The organism is Streptomyces echinoruber, from assembly GCF_014651135.1.
Classification (GTDB): Bacteria; Actinomycetota; Actinomycetes; order Streptomycetales; family Streptomycetaceae; genus Streptomyces; species Streptomyces echinoruber.
The window spans coordinates 580,612-598,239 of sequence record NZ_BMWH01000001.1; the positions used below are offsets into that span (position 1 = coordinate 580,612).

Here is a 17,628-nt window from a genome sequence, read left to right on the forward strand (position 1 = left end):
GTGCCGCGGGCACCTGGCGGTGTGCCGCGGGTCACCCGCCGTAGAACAGCCGCTCCATCACCGCCCGGGCCCTGCGGGTCGTGCGGCGGTAGGCGTCGAGCATGTCGCCGACGCGGCCGGGGCCGTAGCCGAGGTAGCGGCCGACGGCGGCGAGTTCGCGGCTGTCGGTGGGGAAGGTGTCGCCGGCCCGGCCGCGCACCAGCATCACGGCGTTGCGCACGCGGGTGGCCAGCACCCAGGCCTCGTCGAGGACGGCGGCGTCCTCCGCACCGATGAGGCCGGCGTCGCGGGCGGCGGCGAGGGCCCGGCGGGTGCGGGTGGTGCGCAGGCCGGGCTCGCGGGCGGCGTGCTGGAGCTGCAGCAGCTGCACGGTCCACTCCACGTCGGACAGGCCACCGGGCCCGAGCTTGGCATGCAGCCTCGGGTCGGCGCCGCGCGGCAGCCGCTCGGACTCCATGCGGGCCTTGAGGCGGCGGATCTCGCGCACGGCGTCCTCGTCGAGGCCGTGCGGGCGGTAGCGCAGCGGGTCGATCAGCTCGACGAAGCGCCGGCCGAGCTCCTCGTCGCCGGCGACCGGCTCGGCGCGCAGCAGCGCGTGCGACTCCCAGGCCAGGGACCAGCGGCGGTAGTAGGCCGCGTACGACTTCAGGGTGCGCACCAGCGGCCCGGAGCGGCCCTCTGGGCGCAGGTCGGCGTCGATGATCAGCGGCGGGTCGAGGCTGGGCAGCCGCAGCAGGCGGCGCATCTCGGCGACGACCTTGTTGGCGGCCTCGGCCGCCTCGCGCTCGCCGACGCCGTCCCGCGGCTCGTGGACGAAGATCACGTCGGCGTCGGAGCCGTAGCCGAGTTCGTGGCCGCCGAACCGGCCCATGCCGATGATCGCGAACCGGGTGGGCAGGGTGTCGCCCCAGTGGTCGCGGACGACCGCGCGCAGGGTGCCGGCGAGGGTGGCGGCGGTCAGGTCGGACACGGCGGCGCCGACCCGGTCGACGAGCGCGCCCTGGTCGGCCTCGGCGGGCTGGCTGCCGGTGCCGTAGGAGCCGACGATGTCGGCGGCGGCGGTGCGGAACAGCTCGCGGCGGCGCACGCCGCGGGCGACGGTGACCGCCTGCTCGGCGTCGGCGGCGCGGCCGACCGCGGCCATGATCTCCTGCTCCAGGTGGGCGCGGGAGCGGGGTTCGAGCCCGCCGCCGGGTCCGGCCCCGTCGCCGTCGCCGAGCAGGGCCACCGCCTCCGGGGCACGCATCAGCAGGTCGGGGGCGAGCCGGCCGGCGGACAGCACGCGGGCGAGGTTCTCGGCGGCGGCGCCCTCGTCCCGCAGCAGCCGCAGGTACCAGGGCGTCTTGCCGAGCGCGTCCGACACCTTGCGGAAGTTGAGCAGGCCCGCGTCCGGGTCGGCGGAGTCCGCGAACCAGCCCAGCAGCACCGGCAGCAGCGTGCGCTGGATGGCGGCCTTGCGGGTGACGCCGGAGGCCAGGGCCTCCAGGTGGCGCAGGGCGGCGGCCGGGTCGGCGTAGCCGAGCGCGACGAGCCGTTCCCGGGCCGCCTCCGGACTGAGCCGGGCCTCGCCGGGCGCGAGCTGGGCGACCGCGTCGAGCAGCGGGCGGTAGAACAGCTTCTCGTGCAGGCGGCGTACGGCGGTGGCGTGCCGCCGCCACTCGCGGTGCAGCTCGGCGACCGGGTCGGTGCGCAGGCCCAGGGAGCGGCCCAGGCGGCGCAGGTCGGCCTCGTCCTCGGGGACGAGGTGGGTGCGGCGCAGCCGGTGCAGCTGGATGCGGTGCTCCATGGAGCGCAGGAAGCGGTAGGCCTCGTCCAGGCGGGCGGCGTCCTCGCGGCCGACGTAGCCGCCGGCGGCGAGCGCCTTGAGGGCGTCCAGGGTGCTGCCGCTGCGCAGCGAGGGGTCGGAGCGGCCGTGCACCAGCTGCAGCAGCTGCACGGCGAACTCGACGTCGCGCAGCCCGCCCCGGCCGAGCTTCAGCTCCCGCTCGGCCTCGGCGGCGGGCAGGTTGTCCACCACGCGCTGCCGCATGCGCTGCACGTCGGAGACGAAGTTCTCCCGCTCGGCGGCCTGCCACACCAGCGGCGAGACGGCGGCGAGGTACTGCTCGCCCAGCTCCGCGTCGCCGGCCACCGGGCGGGCCTTGAGCAGCGCCTGGAACTCCCAGGTCTTGGCCCAGCGCTGGTAGTAGGCGAGGTGGCTGCTGAGGGTGCGCACGAGGGGGCCGTTGCGGCCCTCGGGGCGCAGGTTGGCGTCGACGGCCCAGATGGAGCCCTCGACGGTGGTCTCGGAGCAGATCCGCATCAGGTGCGAGGCGAGCCGGGTCGCGGCGCGCAGCGCCTTGCCCTCGTCGGCGCCCTCGGCGGCCTCGGCGACGAAGATGACGTCGACGTCGGAGACGTAGTTCAGCTCGTGGCCGCCGCACTTGCCCATGCCGATGACGGCGAGCCGGCACAGCCGGGCGTCCTCCGGCGCGGCGGCGCCGGCGATGCGCAGCGCGGCGCGCAGGGTCGCGGTGGCCAGGTCGGCGAGCTCGGCGGCGGTGTCGGCGACGTCTATGGTGCCGCACACGTCCCGGGCGGCGATCGACAGCAGGCAGCGCCGGTAGGCGACGCGCAGCGCGACCGGGTCGGCGGCCTCGGCGAGCCGCCGCTCGAACTCCGCCACGCCGGGGTGCAGGTCCTGCGGCTCGTAGGTGACCAGCACCTGCCAGTCCCGCGGGTGCCGGGCCAGGTGGTCGCCGAGCGCGGCGGAGGCGCCGAGCACACCGAGCAGCCGGTCCCGCAGCGGCTTGGCGGAGATCAGCGTGTCCAGCAGTTCCCGGCGGGCGGCCGGCTCCTGCTGCGCCTCCAGCAGCCGCACCAGCCCGCGCAGCGCCAGGTCCGGGTCGGCGGTCGCGCCCAGCGCCTCCAGCAGCACCGGGTCGTCGCGCAGCGGCGCCAGCTCCGGGCCGTCCAGCAGCCGCTCGGCGGCCGAGGCATCGGTGAAGCCGTGCCGCAGCAGCCGCGTGAAGGTACTGCTCCTGCGCCCCGGCGCCGTCATCCCGGCCTCCCGTCTGCTTCCGCCCGATCGCACCGGTCGCCGTCGCACCGGTGGGAGATCGGATCAAGGTCGGTCGTACGGCTCGAGCCTAACCGGAGTGCCCGGCACGGGAGCCGGGCCGGTGGCGAACCCGTGGGGGCCTTCGCCGGAGTCCGCCGGGCAGTCCGCCTCACGAAAGCGCGAATTCTCTTCATTTTCCCTGTTGAGTAATTCAACAGTGGAAAGGGCAACCAGGCCGTCGGCGCCGAGATGCGATCTTTCCGGCCCGGGGCTTCCATGAAAAAGGAAAAGGGATACGGAGAGATATCGACATGAGCCAGGACGCAACGTCGACTTCCGCGCGAGGCGGCTCCGCGGATGCGCCACCGTATGCCGTGGAACGACATACGGATCGGGTACTGCAGGATCGTCGCCGGCGCACCGAGGGGACGTAGCCGTGACCAGGCTTCTCGCTTACGAAAGCAACGACATCACCGAGCTGCTGCAGCAGCCTCCCGAGCACCGGGACGCCGACTGGTTGAAGGACGCGCTGCAACAGGCCGTCATGCTGGAGCTGGCGACGCTTCCGCCCTATCTCTGCGGCATGTGGTCGATCGAGAATCCGGACGAGGACTCGGACGTCTTCGACGCCCTCAAGGAGGTCGTCTTCGACGAGATGTCGCATCTGGGCCTGGTGGGCAACCTTCTCACCACCATCGGTGGCACGCCGCGCCTGGCGGACGAGAACGTGGTGCCGAAATACCCGGGACCGCTGCCCGGCGGTGTGCGGCCGGGGCTCTCCGTTTCGCTGGGCGGCCTGACACGCGAGTCGCTCGACATGTTCTCCCGTATGGAACAGCCCGAGGAGCCGATTTCCTTGGTCGGCAGGTCGCCCCGCATCACGATAGGCGGCTTCTACGCCGCCGTCCTCGAGGCGTTTCGCGGTCACGCCGACCTGATCACCGGCGCTCGGCAGCTCACCCGGAACATGGCGCATCACGGGGCCGGGAACAATGTCGTCGCCATCACCTCTTTCCCGCAGGTCGAGGCAGCGATCAAGGTGATCAGGGAACAGGGGGAAGGCACCTCGGCGTCACCGGAGAACCCGTATCCCGGGGCGGTCGGCGAACTGGCCCATTTCTACGTGTTCCGGGAAATCCTCCACGGACGCAAACTGATCAGGGTCTCGGAGAATCCCGCGCGATGGGACTTCGAAGGAGACGAGATACGGATGCCGCGGACGCTGCCCATGGGGAGGGTGCCGAAGGGCGGCTGGGGGGCGGGGAATTCCGCCGTCCCGGACCCGGAGACGAGAAAACTGCTGGATTCCTTCAATCAGTCGTACAGCAGCATGCTGCGCGCTCTGGAGCAGGCATGGCGGACGGATCTGCCGGCCAAGGCGAAGGAGCTGCTGAACAAGGCCGTGAGTCAGATGTTCACCCTGCAGGAGCCGGCCCGGGCGCTGATGCGCCGGCCGCTGCCCGGCGGGGGAGGGAAGACGTACGGGCCGGAGTTCCGCTACGTCGACACCTGACCGGACGCCGTGCCCGGTGTCCGGGGGGACGCCCTCGCCACCCGCCGCGCGGCCGGCGCCGTCCCGAACCGGCGCCGTCCCGAGCCGGCGCCGGACGGCCCAGGGACGGCCCGGGGGGTGAGACGCCGCGGGGCCGGCGGTCCACGACCGCCGGCCCCGCTCGCCGTATCGGCGGTGCACCCGCCCCGACCCGCGCCTACAGCACCGGCAGACTCTTGCGCAGCTCGAACGCGGTGACCTCGGAGCGGTACTCCTCCCACTCCTGCCGCTTGTTGCGCAGGAAGAAGTCGAAGACGTGCTCGCCGAGGGTCTCGGCGACGAGGTCGCTGCGCTCCATGAGGGTGAGGGCCTCGCCCAGGTTCTGCGGGAGGGGCTCGATGCCGAGGGCGCGGCGCTCGGCGTCGGAGAGGGCCCAGACGTCGTCCTCGGCGCCGGGCGGCAGCTCGTAGCCCTCCTCGATGCCCTTCAGGCCGGCGGCCAGCAGCACCGCGTAGGCGAGGTAGGGGTTCGCGCCCGAGTCGAGGGAGCGGACCTCCACCCGCGCCGAGCCGGTCTTGCCGGGCTTGTACATCGGGATGCGGACCAGGGCCGAGCGGTTGTTGTGGCCCCAGCAGATGTACGACGGGGCCTCGCCGCCGGCGCCGGCGGTGCGCGTGGCGCCGCCCCAGATGCGCTTGTAGGAGTTGACCCACTGGTTGGTCACCGCGGAGATCTCGCCGGCGTGCCGCAGCAGGCCCGCGATGAAGGAGCGGCCGACCTTGGAGAGCTGGTACTCGGCGCCGGATTCGTAGAAGGCGTTGCGGTCGCCCTCGAAGAGGGAGAGGTGGGTGTGCATGCCGGAGCCGGGGTATTCGGAGAACGGCTTCGGCATGAACGTCGCCTGCACGCCCTGCTCCAGCGCCACCTGCTTCATCACCAGGCGGAACGTCATGATGTTGTCCGCCGTGGACAGGGCGTCGGCGTAGCGCAGGTCGATCTCCTGCTGGCCGGGGGCGCCCTCGTGGTGGGAGAACTCCACGGAGATGCCCATCGACTCCAGCATGGTGATCGCCTGGCGGCGGAAGTCCATGCCGATGTTCTGCGGGGTGTGGTCGAAGTAGCCGGAGTTGTCGGCCGGGGTGGGGCGGGAGCCGTCGACCGGCTTGTCCTTCAGCAGGAAGAACTCGATCTCCGGGTGGGTGTAGAAGGTGAAGCCCAGGTCGGAGGCGTGGGCCAGGGCGCGCTTGAGCACGTACCTGGGGTCGGCGAAGGACGGGGAGCCGTCCGGCATGAGGATGTCGCAGAACATGCGGGCGGTGCCGGGGGCCTCGGCGCGCCACGGCAGGATCTGGAAGGTGGACGGGTCCGGCTTGGCGATCATGTCGGACTCGTAGACCCGGGCGAAGCCCTCGATGGCCGAGCCGTCGAAACCGATGCCTTCGTCGAACGCCTGCTCGAGCTCGGCCGGGGCGACGGCCACGGACTTGAGGAAGCCGAGCACGTCCGTGAACCACAGGCGTACGAACCGGATGTCGCGCTCCTCCAGCGTCCGGAGCACGAACTCCTGCTGCTTGTCCATCTTCCGCTTCCCCATCCTTGCTGGTCAGGCCGCCTTCCTCCGGGAGGGACCGGAGGCGGCCGGGCACCTGAGCATCCCACCACACCACCATGTCACGCATGGTGCGGACCGCGATCGGCGGGCCGATCCCGGCGTGAACGCACGGCATCCGGCGGGCGTACTGCTGTGGGGCCCATCTTGCCTGCCCGCGCCCGCATCCGTAACGGGCGCCGCCGGCCCGGCACCGCCCCGCCCACCCGTTAATTTGCATACCAGATGCAAATTTTATTACGGTGCCGCCCAGTCGACCCCGAGGAGTTCCCGATGCTGTCGGAACAGTCCGCCGCGACCGTGCGCGCCACCCTTCCCGCCGTCGGAGCGGCCATCGGTGAGATCACCGAGCGCTTCTACGCCGGGTTGTTCGCCGCCCACCCGGAGCTGCTGCGCGACCTGTTCAACCGCGGCAACCAGGCCGCCGGCACCCAGCGCCAGGCGCTGGCCGGCGCCATCGCCGCCTTCGCCACCCACCTCGTGGAGCACCCGGAGCAGCGGCCGGACGTGATGCTGAGCCGCATCGCCCACAAGCACGCCTCCCTGGGCATCACCCCGGACCAGTACGGCATCGTCCACGAGCACCTCTTCGCCGCCATCGCCGGCGTCCTCGGCGAGGCCGTCACCCCCGAGGTCGCCGCGGCCTGGGACGAGGTCTACTGGCTGATGGCGAACGCGCTGATCGCGCTGGAGAAGCGGCTGTACGAGGAGCGCGGGGGCACCGTGTGGCGCCGCTGGGAGGTCGTCGAACGGATCCGGGAGACCGACGACGTCGCCACCTTCCGGCTGCGCCCGGTGGACGGCGGCCCGGTGGCGGACTTCCGCGCCGGCCAGTACGTGTCCGTGCGCGTCGAACTCGCCGACGGCGCCCGCCAGATACGCCAGTACAGCCTGTCCGGGACACCGGGCGGCACGGTGCGGCAGATCAGCGTCAAGCGGGTGCGCGGCGAGGGCACGCCCGACGGCGAGGTGTCGAACCACCTGCACGAGCAGGTGCGGGAGGGCGACGTCCTGGAGCTGTCCGAGCCGTTCGGCGACCTCGTGCTGGACGCCACCGAGGACACGCCGCTGCTGCTGGCCTCCGCCGGGATCGGGGTGACCCCGATGATCGCGATGCTGGCGCAGCTCGCCGGCAGCGGCCACCGCGGTCCGGTCACCGTGGTGCACGGCGACCGCTCCCCCGCCCACCACGCGCTGCGCGCCGACCACGAGGCGTACACGGCGAAGCTGCCGGACGCGGCCCTGCACCTGTGGTACGAGCAGGACGCCCCGGCCGGCGCCCGCACCGGGCTGGTCGACCTCTCCGCCCTGCCGGTCGCCTCCGGCACCCGCGCCTACCTGTGCGGCCCGCTGCCGTTCCTGCGGGCGGTGCGCAGCCAGCTGATCGGCAAGGGCGTGGCCCCGGCCGACATCCACTACGAGGTCTTCGGCCCCGACCTCTGGCTGGCCCGGGACTGACGGCCGACCGTGGGCAGGCCCAGCAGCAGCGGGCCGGTGGGCCTGCCCACGAGGTCCGCCAGGGTGACCGGGTCCAGGGAGGCATAGAACGCCTCCTGGGCCCGGCGCAGGGCGCCCCGCAGGCGGCACCCGGAGTTCAGCGGGCAGGGTGCCTGCGCGTGCCCCTCGCAGTCCGCCACCTCGCCGTCGCCCTCGAAGGCGCGGACCACGGCGCCCACCGACGCGGTGCGTCCCCGGCCGGTCAGCGCGAGCCCGCCGCCCCGCCCGCGGCGGGCGTCGACCAGGCCCATGTGCTGCAGCTCGGCCACGACCTTCGCGGTGTGCGTGTAGGGCACCTCCATGTCGGCGGCCACGTCCCGGGTCGTCGGCGTGGTGTCTCCCGCCACGGCGAGCCGCATCAGCACGCGCAGCGCCAGGTCGGTGGATCGCAAAAGCCGCATACCGCGAGCGTAAATAATGCGCATCCCCGCTTCAAATTTTTCGCGCACCTCGCGCACCTCGCGCACCTCGCGCACCTCGCGGCCCGGCGGATCTCGCGAACGTCGCGGACGCCGCGGGCCTCACGAGCGGCTCCTGTGGACATCGCGGACTTCGCGGGCGGGGTCCGCGGGGTCCGCGGGGTCCGCGGGATGCATGGGATGCGTGAGCCTCGTGGATGCCGTCGCCGGCCCGTCCGGGCACGTCCCGCACTACGATCGGCGGGCCCGACCGTCGCCGACCTCCCGCCGAAGGACACACCCATGGGTTCCGCCGACAGCAGCGGCACTGCGGCGAGTACGGCGCACAGGGAAGAGGTGCGGCGCACCGAGCGCGCCCGCCGACGCAACCGGGTGCCACTGGCCGCCGCGAGCGCCGGCTCCGCGACCAGAAGGCCGAGAAGGACGAGAAGGCCGAGAAGGACGAGAAGGACGAGGTACTCCGCCCCCAGCACGTGACGGACCGTCACCAGAGCGGCGGCACACGGCGCGAGGCCGCGTCGCCCGGCGCGCGGGGGCGCGGGCCGTCCTCCGCCCAGAGCTGGGCGACGAAGGGGCGCGTCGCCCGGTGCGCGGGGCGCGGGAGGCGTGGGGAAACGGCTCGCGCCGGACACGGCCGACACGCAACGCTCGGCGAGCGCACGCGCGACGGAGGTGCTCAAGGAGCACGGCGCGAAGCCCCGTTCACAGGACGAAGCGCTCAAATCGCCCGTGATGACGGTTCCTTGGGTTTCTCTTGGCCTGTTCATTCCCCTGGCATGAACGGTTCATCCGAAAGAGTGGCCCCCATCGCATGATCCCCGGGCCTTCCCGCCGCGGGCCTGCCGGATCGGCGACGACAGACCACTCCATGCGACGAACCGCATAGCAGGGGGTTTCATGAGATCCAACCGCGCCACCGTGCGTGCCGGAGTGAGCCTGGCGGCGACGCTGCCGATGCTCGCCGGCGCGCTGGCGCTCGGCATACCCGCGGCGCACGCCGCGGACCATCCCGGCCGGTCCACGCTCGCGGGCACCAAGCCCGCGTGGGCCACGGCCAAGGCGGACAAGGGCGCGGCCTCCGACAGCGCCCGCGTCTCGGCCCGGGTCTACCTCGCCGGGCGGGACGCCAGCGGCCTCGCCGCCTACGCGAGGGCCGTCTCGGACCCGCACTCCGCCGACTACGGCAAGTACCTGAGCGCCCGTCAGGCGCAGGCGCGCTTCGGCGCGACCAAGGCCCAGGTGGCCGCCGTGAAGTCCTGGCTGACCTCGGCCGGCCTGGAAGTCACCGCCGTCACGCGGCACTACGTCGCCGTCTCCGGCGACGTGGCCGCCGCGGAGAAGGCGTTCGGCACCCAGCTCCACAACTACACCAAGGGGTCGAGGACCTACCGCGCCCCGGCCGCCCAGGCCACCGTGCCCGACAGCGTGCGCGGCGCCGTGCTGACCGTCACCGGTCTGGACAACGCCCCGCACAAGGCGAGCCACCACGACCAGCTGCCACCGCCGGAGACCGTCTTCCGCAACGCGCCGCCGTTCTCGACCTACTACGGCTCGAACCCGGCGACCACGCTGCCGCAGGCCTACGGGCACACCGTGCCGTACGCCGTCCAGGGCTACACCGGCAAGCAGCTGCGCGCCGCCTACGGCGCCGGCACGTACACCGGCCGGGGCGTCCGCATCGCCATCACCGACGCCTACGCCTCCCCCACCATCGCCTACGACGCGGCGACCTACGCCGCCAAGCACGGCGACGCGCGCTGGAGGACCGGCCAGCTCCACCAGGTGCTGCCGAAGAACTACACCAGGACCGAGGCGTGCGGGGCGGCCGGCTGGTACGGCGAGGAGACCCTCGACGTCGAGGCCGTGCACGCGGTCGCGCCGGCCGCGGACGTCACCTACGTCGGCGCCGCGTCCTGCTACGACGACGACCTGCTCGACTCGCTCAGCAAGATCGTCGACAACCACCTGGCCGACATCGTCTCCAACTCCTGGGGCGACATCGAGGCCAACCAGACGCCGGACCTGGCCGCCGCCTACGACCAGGTCTTCCAGTTCGGCGCGGTGGAGGGCATCGGCTTCTACTTCTCCTCCGGCGACAACGGCGACGAGGTCGCCAACACCGGCACCAAGCAGGTCGACACCCCGGCCAACTCGGCCTGGGTGACGGCGGTCGGCGGCACCTCGCTGGCCGTCGGCAAGAACAACACGTACCTGTGGGAGACCGGCTGGGGCACCGAGAAGGCCGTGCTGTCGGCCGACGGCAAGAGCTGGACCGGCTTCCCCGGCTCCTTCACCTCGGGCGCGGGCGGCGGCACCAGCCGCACCGTGGCCGAGCCGTACTACCAGAAGGGCGTCGTGCCCGACGCGCTCGCCCGGGCGTACCACGCCACCGGCAACCGCGTCGTGCCGGACATCGCGGCGATCGCCGACCCCAACACCGGCTTCAGGGTCGGCCAGACCCAGACCCTGCCCGACGGCAGGACGCAGGCGTACGACGAGTACCGCATCGGCGGCACCTCGCTCGCCGCGCCGGTGATCGCCGCCGTCCAGGCCCTGGCGCAGGAGGCCCGCGGCGGCAAGCCGATCGGCTTCGCCAACCCGGCCATCTACGCCCGCTACGGGTCGAAGGTCTACCACGACGTCACCGACGACCCGACCGGCTACGGCCTGGCCGTCGCCCGCGTCGACTACGTCAACGGCCACGACGCCACCGGCGGCCTGACCACCTCGGTCCGCAGCCTGGGCAAGGACAGCTCGCTGAAGGCCGTGAAGGGCTACGACGACGTCACCGGCGTGGGCACGCCCGCGAACGGCTACGTCGAGTCCTACCGACGGCGCTGATCACCGCCGTCGACGGGGTGGTGCGGGGTGACCCGCACCACCCCATTGCGTCTTTTTGACGATTACACTGGCCGCGTGCCTCAACTTCGCCTCGCCCTCAACCAGACCGACTCGCGCGTCGGCGATCTCGCCGGGAACACCGAGACGATCGTCCGCTGGACCCGGCACTCCGCCGAGCGGGGAGCCCACCTCGCGGTGTTCCCGGAGATGGCGCTGACCGGGTATCCCGTCGAGGACCTGGCCCTGAGGTCCTCCTTCGTGGAGGCGTCCCGGGCCGCGCTGCGCGCCCTCGCCGCCCGCCTGGCCGACGAGGGCCTCGGCGAGCTGCCGGTGCTCGTCGGCTACCTCGACCGCTGCGAGACCGCCCAGCCCAAGTACGGCCAGCCGGCCGGCACGCCGCAGAACGCGGCGGCGGTGCTGCACCGCGGCCGGGTGGTGCTGAACTTCGCCAAGCACCACCTGCCCAACTACGGCGTCTTCGACGAGTTCCGCTACTTCGTGCCCGGCGACACGATGCCGGTGCTGCGCCTGCACGGCATCGACATCGCCCTCGCCATCTGCGAGGACCTGTGGCAGGACGGCGGCCGCGTCCCGGCGGCGCGCACCGCCCGCGCCGGCCTGCTGGTCTCGATCAACGCCTCCCCCTACGAGCGCAACAAGGACGACACCCGCCTGGAGCTGGTCCGCAAGCGCGCCCAGGAGGCCGGCTGCACCACGGCCTACCTCGCCATGGTCGGCGGCCAGGACGAGCTGGTCTTCGACGGCGACTCGATCGTCGTCGGCGCCGACGGCGGGGTCGTGGCGCGCGCCCCGCAGTTCGACGAGGGCTGCTTCCTGCTCGACCTCGACCTGCCGGCCGCGTCGCCCGACGCGCCGGACGGCGTGGTCGACGACGGGCTGCGCATCGACCGCGTGGTGCTGTCCGAGGAGCCCCTTCAGCCGTACGAGCCGGTGCACACCGGCGACTACGCCGAGCGCCTCGACGACGACGAGGAGGTCTACACCGCCCTGGTGGTGGGCCTGCGCGCCTACGTGCGCAAGAACGGCTTCAGGTCCGTGCTGGTGGGCCTGTCCGGCGGCATCGACTCCGCGCTGGTCGCCGCGATCGCCTGCGACGCGGTGGGCCCGGAGAACGTCTACGGCGTGTCCATGCCGTCCCGGTACTCCTCCGAGCACTCCAAGGAGGACGCGGCCGAGCTGGCCCGCCGCACCGGCCTGAACTTCCGCACGGTGCCGATCGCCCCCATGTTCGACACGTACATGGACGCGCTGCACCTGACCGGCCTGGCCGAGGAGAACCTCCAGTCCCGCCTGCGCGGCACCCTGCTCATGGCCCTCTCCAACCAGGAGGGCCACATCGTGCTGGCGCCCGGCAACAAGTCGGAGCTGGCGGTCGGCTACTCCACGCTCTACGGCGACTCGGTGGGCGCCTACGGCCCCATCAAGGACGTGTACAAGACGTCGGTCTTCCGCCTCGCCAAGTGGCGCAACAAGGCGGCCGAGGAGCGCGGGCAGGTCCCGCCGATCCCGGAGAACTCGATCACCAAGCCGCCGAGCGCGGAACTGCGCCCGGGCCAGGTCGACACCGACTCGCTGCCCGACTACCCGGTCCTCGACGCCATCCTCGAACGCTACGTCGACCAGGACCAGGGCGCCGACGCGATCGTCGCCGCCGGCTTCGACCGCGAGCTGGTGACGAAGACCCTCCGCATGGTCGACACCGCCGAGTACAAGCGCCGCCAGTACCCGCCGGGCACCAAGATCTCCCCCAAGGTCTTCGGCAAGGACCGCCGCCTGCCGATCACCAACGGGTGGCGGGAGACGGCGTAGCGCGACACCGCGGTCCCCGGCCGCGGCCCGGCGGCGCCTGTCGGGCGACGGCGCCTGCCGGGCCGGCGGTACCTGTCGGCCCGGCGGCGTTTCCCGGACCGGCGATGCCACCCGGACCGGCAGCGCCACCCGGCCGACGGCGCCTGCCGGCCCGGCGGTGTCAGGACCTGGTGAGGTCCAGCCGCGCCGCGACCGGCAGGTGGTCGCTGCCGGTGGCGGGCAGCGACCAGGAGCTGACCGGCTCGATGCCCCGGACGAGGATCTGGTCGATGCGGGCCATCGGGAAGGACGCCGGCCAGCTGAACCCGAAGCCGCTGCCCGCGGCGCCCTGGGTGGAGCGCATCTGGGAGGTCACGGCGTTCAGGGCGCGGTCGTTCATGGTGCCGTTGGCGTCGCCGAGCAGGATCACCCGGCGCAGCCTCTCGTCGGCGATGGCCTCGCCCAGTGCGTCGGCGCTGGTGTCCCGCTGCCGGGCGGTGAACCCGGCGGCCAGCTTCACCCGGACCGACGGCAGGTGGGCGACGTAGACCGCGATCTCGCCCTGCGGGGTGGCGACGGTGGCCCGCATCGCGCGCACCCAGCCCAGCCGGATGTCGACCGGGCGCACCCCGCTGAGCGGGTACCTGCTCCACAGCCCGACGGTGCCCTGCACCGCGTGGTACCGGTAGGTCGACGCCAGCGCCCGCTCGTACACGGGCACCGCCGAGGAGGTCAGCTCCTCCAGGGCGAGCACGTCGGCGCCGGAGGCGGCCACGTCGCGGGCGGTGCCGACCGGGTCGGGGTTGTCGGCGTTGACGTTGTGCGTGGCCACCGTCAGGTCGCCGCCGGCGGCCTGCTTGCCGGTGAGCAGCCCGCCGAAGAGGTTGAGCCAGACGAGCGCCGGCAGCAGCACGGCGATCAGCGCGGTCGCCGACCGGCGCAGCAGGGCGACGGCGAGCAGCACCGGCACCAGCAGGCCGAACCACGGCAGGAACGTCTCCGTCAGGCTGCCCAGGTTGCCGATCCGGTTGGGGATGCGCGCGTGCAGCAGCATCACCAGGGCCAGCAGGACGGCCGCCGCGGCGGTGACCAGGCCGCGCCGCCAGATCCGCGGGTCGCCGCGCCATCCGGCGAGGACGCGCCGCGCCAGACGCCGGAGGCCGGCTCCCCGGCGCCCCGGCCCCGAGCCGCCGTCCACCGTCTCCGTCCTGTACGCCTGCTGCGCCATACCGTCGCCTCACCACCTGCTGTGCACGCCGTCCGTTCCCCCCGCGTCCCCCGCGTTCCCCCGCGTCACGACCCTAGGGGATGGACGGCTCCGTTCCCGCCGTCGTGTGACGGCCGTCCGGGCACGAGGACGAACGAGTCGCCGCCGGGAGTTCCAGCGGCGGGAGCGACCGGCGGGCACTGTGACGAAACCCGCACATCGGGGCGGGCCGACGGCCGGTGCGCGCCTTACGCGGGCGGGGGGCTGACGGGCCGTAGCCCCTCCAGGACCTTGTCGACGATCTCCTCCGCCAGCCCCTCGGGCAGGTCGGCGTCGGGGCGCATCAGGGTGCGCACCAGCATGGGGCCGAAGACGAGGTCGTTGACCAGGTCGATGTCGATGTCGGCGCGCAGTTCGCCGTTGGCCTGGCCGCGGCGCAGGATCTCCTTCTGGAGCCTGCGGCGCGGTTCGACGACGGTGGCGTGGTAGGCCGCCCATATCCGGGGGCTGCTCTTCATCTGCGCGTACACGCTGTGCAGCAGCGCCGACGAACGGGTCATCAGACCGCGCCGGCGGTGCTGTTCCAGCAGCGCCACGAGGTCGTCGCGCATGGAGGTGCCGGGCAGTTCGGGGCCCGGCGGTTCGGCGGCGCGCACCACGTCGACGAAGAGCTCCTCCTTGCCGCTCCAGCGGCGGTAGATGGTGGCCTTGCCGACGCCCGCGGTGCGCGCGATGCGCTCCACGGACAGCTCGGCCAGCGGCACGCCGTCCTCCAGGAGCTTCATGACGCCCTCCATGATGGCGCGCTCCACCGCCTCGCTGCGGGGGCGTCCCCTGACCGGGGTGCCGGAGGCGGTCCGGCTGTCGGCGAGGCTCACTGCGGATTCGTCCCTTCGTCCGTCGGCGGAGGCTGTGCGCCGCGCGCGGGGCGCGGCGGCGCGCGGTGGTCCGGCTGGGGCCTTCCCCGGCCCGGTGCCCCTCATTCGGCCGCCGTCACCAGCTCCTGCTCCTCCTCGCTCTGCCGGGGCCGTTCCTGCCGTCCCGGCAGGAACAGGGCCACCACCAGCGCGCCGATCAGCGCGATGCCGGTGCCGCACAGCGCGGTGACGTGCATCGCGTGCAGGAAGGCGTCGTTGGCGGGGGCGACGAGCGCCCTGCCCTGCGGGCCGAGCTTCGCGGCGACGCCGAGGGTGGACTCGATGGACTCGCCCGCGATCTGTCGTACGGCGGCGGGCAGCACGGTCAGCTTGTCCTCGATGCCGTTGCGGTAGGCCGTGGAGAGCACCGAGCCGAGCACGGCGATGCCGAGCGCGCCGCCGACCTGCCGGAAGGTGTTGCTGAGCGCGGAGGCGGAGCCGGCCTTCTCGCGCGGCAGGGCCTGCATGATGACGACGCTGGTCGGCGTCATGATGTGCGCCATGCCGGTGCCCATGAGGAAGAACACGACCTCCAGCGCCCAGATCGGCGTGTCCGCCTCGAAGCCGGCGAACGCGGCCAGCATGGCGGCGAGCAGCAGCAGGCCGCCGGTGGTGGTGGCCTTGTTGCCGAACCGGTCGACGAGCAGCCGGGCCCGCGGCGCGAAGATCATCTGCGCGGCCGCCAGCGGCAGCATCAGCAGGCCGGACTGCAGCGGCGAGTAGCCGCGCACGCTCTGCGTGTAGAAGACGGCGAAGAAGGTCACGCCCATCAGTGCGAAGAACACCAGCGCGATGGCGGCCATGGCGGCCGAGAAGACCTTGTTCTTGAAGTACGTCACGTCCAGCGACGGGTGGTCGCTGCGCCGCTCGAAGAGGACGAAGCCGGTCAGCACCGCGAGACCGGCGGCGATGGTGGCCAGCACGACGGGGTCGGTGAAGTCGGCGAGCTGGCCGCCCTTGATGATGCCGTACACCAGCAGCACCAGGCCGACGATGGACAGCAGGACGCCGACCGGGTCGAGGCGGCCGGGGCGCGGGTCGCGGGAGTCGGGCACCAGCCACGCCATCAGCACCAGCGCGAGCAGCACGATCGGCACGTTGACGAGGAAGACCGACCCCCACCAGAAGTGGTCCAGCAGCAGGCCGCCGGTGATCGGGCCGATGGCGATGGCCAGGCCGACGCCGCCGGCCCAGATGCCGATGGCCTTGGGCTGCTCCTCGCGCTCGAAGACGTTCATCAGGACGGCGAGGGTGGCGGGCATGACGAAGGCGGCGCCCAGGCCCATCACCGCGCGGAAGGCGATGAGCTGGTCCGGGGAGCCGGCCCAGGCGGCCAGGGCGGAGCCGATGCCGAAGACGGTGATGCCGCCCAGCAGCGTCTTCTTGCGGCCCAGCCGGTCGCCGAGCAGACCGGCGGTGAACAGCAGGCCGGCGAAGACGAGCGTGTAGGCGTTGATCGCCCACTCCAGCTCGCTCTGCGTGGCACCCAGCCCGGTCGGCGCCGGGGTGGAGATGGTCTTGATGGCGACGTTCAGGATCGAGTTGTCGAGCACCACGATCAGCAGGCTCAGCATGAGCACGCCGAGGATGGCCCAGCGGCGTCGGTGCACGGCCTCGGGTATCCGGGAGGCGTTGACGGCAGGAGTGGTCATGGTGTCAGCCTAACCACTTACGATACGGAACCGTCCCGTATCGTAAATCTTTTTACCCGCTCCTTACGTGAGCCAAGCCCCTCTAGCCGCGGCTGGCACGAGGTGCCACCATGGAGGGGATCCGGGGACGCCGTCAGGGCGCCTCGAGATGGACCGAAGGAGCCGTTGCAATGACGCAGCTTTCGGCTGCCCAGCCCGCCCAGCCCGGCACGGCCCGCCCCTCCGACGGCAGCAAGGCGCTGTACGGAGGCAAGGGGACCCGCCGCATCACCGTCCGCGACATCGCCGCCGCCAAGGAGCGCGGCGAGAAGTGGCCCATGCTCACCGCCTACGACGCGATGACCGCCTCCGTCTTCGACGAGGCCGGCATCCCGGTGATCCTGGTCGGCGACTCCGCGGGCAACTGCCACCTCGGGTACGACACCACCGTGCCCGTCACCCTCGACGAGATGACCATGCTGTCGGCGGCCGTGGTGCGCGGCACGCGCCGCGCCCTGATCGTCGGCGACCTGCCCTTCGGCTCCTACCAGGAGGGCCCGGTGCAGGCGCTGCGCTCGGCCACCCGCCTGGTGAAGGAGGCGGGTGTGGGCGCCGTGAAGCTGGAGGGCGGCGAGCGCTCGCACGAGCAGATCCGGCTGCTGGTGGAGTCCGGCATCCCGGTCATGGCGCACATCGGCCTGACCCCGCAGTCCGTGCACGCCATGGGCTACCGGGTGCAGGGCCGCGGCGAGGAGGCGGCCGCGCAGCTCCTGCGCGACGCCAAGGCCGTGCAGGACGCGGGCGCCTTCGCCGTCGTCCTGGAACTCGTGCCGGCCGAGCTGGCCGCCGAGGTGACCCGGGTGCTGCACATCCCGACCGTCGGCATCGGCGCCGGACCGGAGACGGACGCGCAGGTGCTGGTGTGGACCGACATGCTCGGGCTGACCGGCGGGCGGGTGCCGAGGTTCGTCAAGCAGTACGCCGACCTGCGGCGGGTCATGGGCGACGCGGCACGGGCGTTCGCCGAGGACGTCGTCGGCGGAACGTTCCCGCAGGAGGAGCACTCCGTGCACTGACGCCCACCCTCCCACCGAGCCACCGCGGTACCACGGGCTGCCCGCCGATCTTCCCCCGTCGGCGGGCAGCCCGCTTGCCGTCACGGCGCC

General features: G+C 72.8%; 11 protein-coding genes. 5 read left to right on the top strand and 6 right to left on the bottom strand.

Going from position 1 to position 17,628, the window contains the following annotated elements; translation table 11 throughout:
• Nucleotides 1-31: 31 nt before the first annotated feature.
• Nucleotides 32-3,040 carry a bifunctional [glutamine synthetase] adenylyltransferase/[glutamine synthetase]-adenylyl-L-tyrosine phosphorylase gene (locus IE225_RS02390; protein WP_190055569.1) on the bottom strand — a complete coding sequence of 1,003 codons (3,009 nt, stop codon included), beginning with the start codon at nt 3,038-3,040 and terminating at the stop codon, nt 32-34.
• Nucleotides 3,041-3,476: 436 nt separating this feature from the next.
• Here IE225_RS02390 and IE225_RS02395 point away from each other — a divergent pair, with 436 nt between their 5' ends.
• Nucleotides 3,477-4,553, top strand: coding sequence for a ferritin-like domain-containing protein (locus tag IE225_RS02395; RefSeq protein WP_190055570.1), 1,077 nt, complete (start codon nt 3,477-3,479; stop codon nt 4,551-4,553).
• Between the two features lie 196 nt (nt 4,554-4,749).
• Here the strand turns inward: IE225_RS02395 and glnA2 are convergent, their stop codons facing one another.
• Complete coding sequence (glnA2, locus tag IE225_RS02400; protein WP_190055571.1) at nt 4,750-6,111, bottom strand: gamma-glutamylpolyamine synthetase GlnA2; 1,362 nt, start codon at nt 6,109-6,111, stop codon at nt 4,750-4,752.
• 303 nt (nt 6,112-6,414) lie between these two features.
• Here glnA2 and IE225_RS02405 point away from each other — a divergent pair, with 303 nt between their 5' ends.
• Nucleotides 6,415-7,599 carry a globin domain-containing protein gene (locus IE225_RS02405; RefSeq protein ID WP_190055572.1) on the top strand — a complete coding sequence of 395 codons (1,185 nt, stop codon included), beginning with the start codon at nt 6,415-6,417 and terminating at the stop codon, nt 7,597-7,599.
• On the opposite strand, the gene IE225_RS02410 is transcribed toward IE225_RS02405, so the two are convergent.
• Entirely contained in the window at nt 7,557-8,039 is a 483-nt protein-coding gene (locus IE225_RS02410; RefSeq protein WP_190055573.1) for an RrF2 family transcriptional regulator, read from the bottom strand. The genes IE225_RS02405 and IE225_RS02410 overlap by 43 nt on opposite strands.
• A 915-nt stretch (nt 8,040-8,954) precedes the next feature.
• Here IE225_RS02410 and IE225_RS02415 point away from each other — a divergent pair.
• Together IE225_RS02415 and IE225_RS02420 are read left to right on the top strand one after the other, a co-directional pair.
• On the top strand, nt 8,955-10,898 hold the full coding sequence (locus IE225_RS02415; RefSeq protein WP_190055574.1) for a S53 family peptidase: 1,944 nt from the start codon (nt 8,955-8,957) through the stop codon (nt 10,896-10,898).
• A gap of 75 nt (nt 10,899-10,973) precedes the next feature.
• Nucleotides 10,974-12,728 carry an NAD+ synthase gene (locus tag IE225_RS02420; protein WP_190055575.1) on the top strand — a complete coding sequence of 585 codons (1,755 nt, stop codon included), beginning with the start codon at nt 10,974-10,976 and terminating at the stop codon, nt 12,726-12,728.
• A 160-nt stretch (nt 12,729-12,888) separates the two neighbouring features.
• Here the strand turns inward: IE225_RS02420 and IE225_RS02425 are convergent, their stop codons facing one another.
• The 3 genes from IE225_RS02425 to IE225_RS02435 all read right to left on the bottom strand — a co-directional run bounded on the left by IE225_RS02425 (nt 12,889) and on the right by IE225_RS02435 (nt 16,483).
• Entirely contained in the window at nt 12,889-13,935 is a 1,047-nt protein-coding gene (locus IE225_RS02425) for an endonuclease/exonuclease/phosphatase family protein (protein ID WP_190055576.1), read from the bottom strand.
• 227 nt (nt 13,936-14,162) lie between these two features.
• Nucleotides 14,163-14,792: a TetR/AcrR family transcriptional regulator gene (locus tag IE225_RS02430; protein WP_229879139.1), complete on the bottom strand. Its 630-nt coding sequence runs from the start codon at nt 14,790-14,792 to the stop codon at nt 14,163-14,165.
• Nucleotides 14,793-14,893: 101 nt separating this feature from the next.
• Nucleotides 14,894-16,483: an MFS transporter gene (locus tag IE225_RS02435; protein WP_190055578.1), complete on the bottom strand. Its 1,590-nt coding sequence runs from the start codon at nt 16,481-16,483 to the stop codon at nt 14,894-14,896.
• A gap of 170 nt (nt 16,484-16,653) precedes the next feature.
• On the opposite strand from IE225_RS02435, the gene panB reads away from it, so the two are divergent.
• Nucleotides 16,654-17,538: a 3-methyl-2-oxobutanoate hydroxymethyltransferase gene (panB, locus tag IE225_RS02440; RefSeq protein ID WP_190055579.1), complete on the top strand. Its 885-nt coding sequence runs from the start codon at nt 16,654-16,656 to the stop codon at nt 17,536-17,538.
• The last annotated feature ends 90 nt before the right edge of the window (nt 17,539-17,628 follow it).

Bases quoted from the DNA above. Each gene is read 5' to 3' on its own strand.
- IE225_RS02390 (WP_190055569.1), bottom strand. From the start codon at position 3,040: ATGACGGCGCCGGGGCGCAGGAGCAGTACCTTCACGCGGCTGCTGCGG.
- glnA2 (WP_190055571.1), bottom strand. From the start codon at position 6,111: ATGGACAAGCAGCAGGAGTTCGTGCTCCGGACGCTGGAGGAGCGCGAC.
- IE225_RS02410 (WP_190055573.1), bottom strand. From the start codon at position 8,039: ATGCGGCTTTTGCGATCCACCGACCTGGCGCTGCGCGTGCTGATGCGG.
- IE225_RS02415 (WP_190055574.1), top strand. From the start codon at position 8,955: ATGAGATCCAACCGCGCCACCGTGCGTGCCGGAGTGAGCCTGGCGGCG.
- panB (WP_190055579.1), top strand. From the start codon at position 16,654: ATGACGCAGCTTTCGGCTGCCCAGCCCGCCCAGCCCGGCACGGCCCGC.
- IE225_RS02405 (WP_190055572.1), top strand. From the start codon at position 6,415: ATGCTGTCGGAACAGTCCGCCGCGACCGTGCGCGCCACCCTTCCCGCC.
- IE225_RS02435 (WP_190055578.1), bottom strand. From the start codon at position 16,483: ATGACCACTCCTGCCGTCAACGCCTCCCGGATACCCGAGGCCGTGCAC.
- IE225_RS02425 (WP_190055576.1), bottom strand. From the start codon at position 13,935: ATGGCGCAGCAGGCGTACAGGACGGAGACGGTGGACGGCGGCTCGGGG.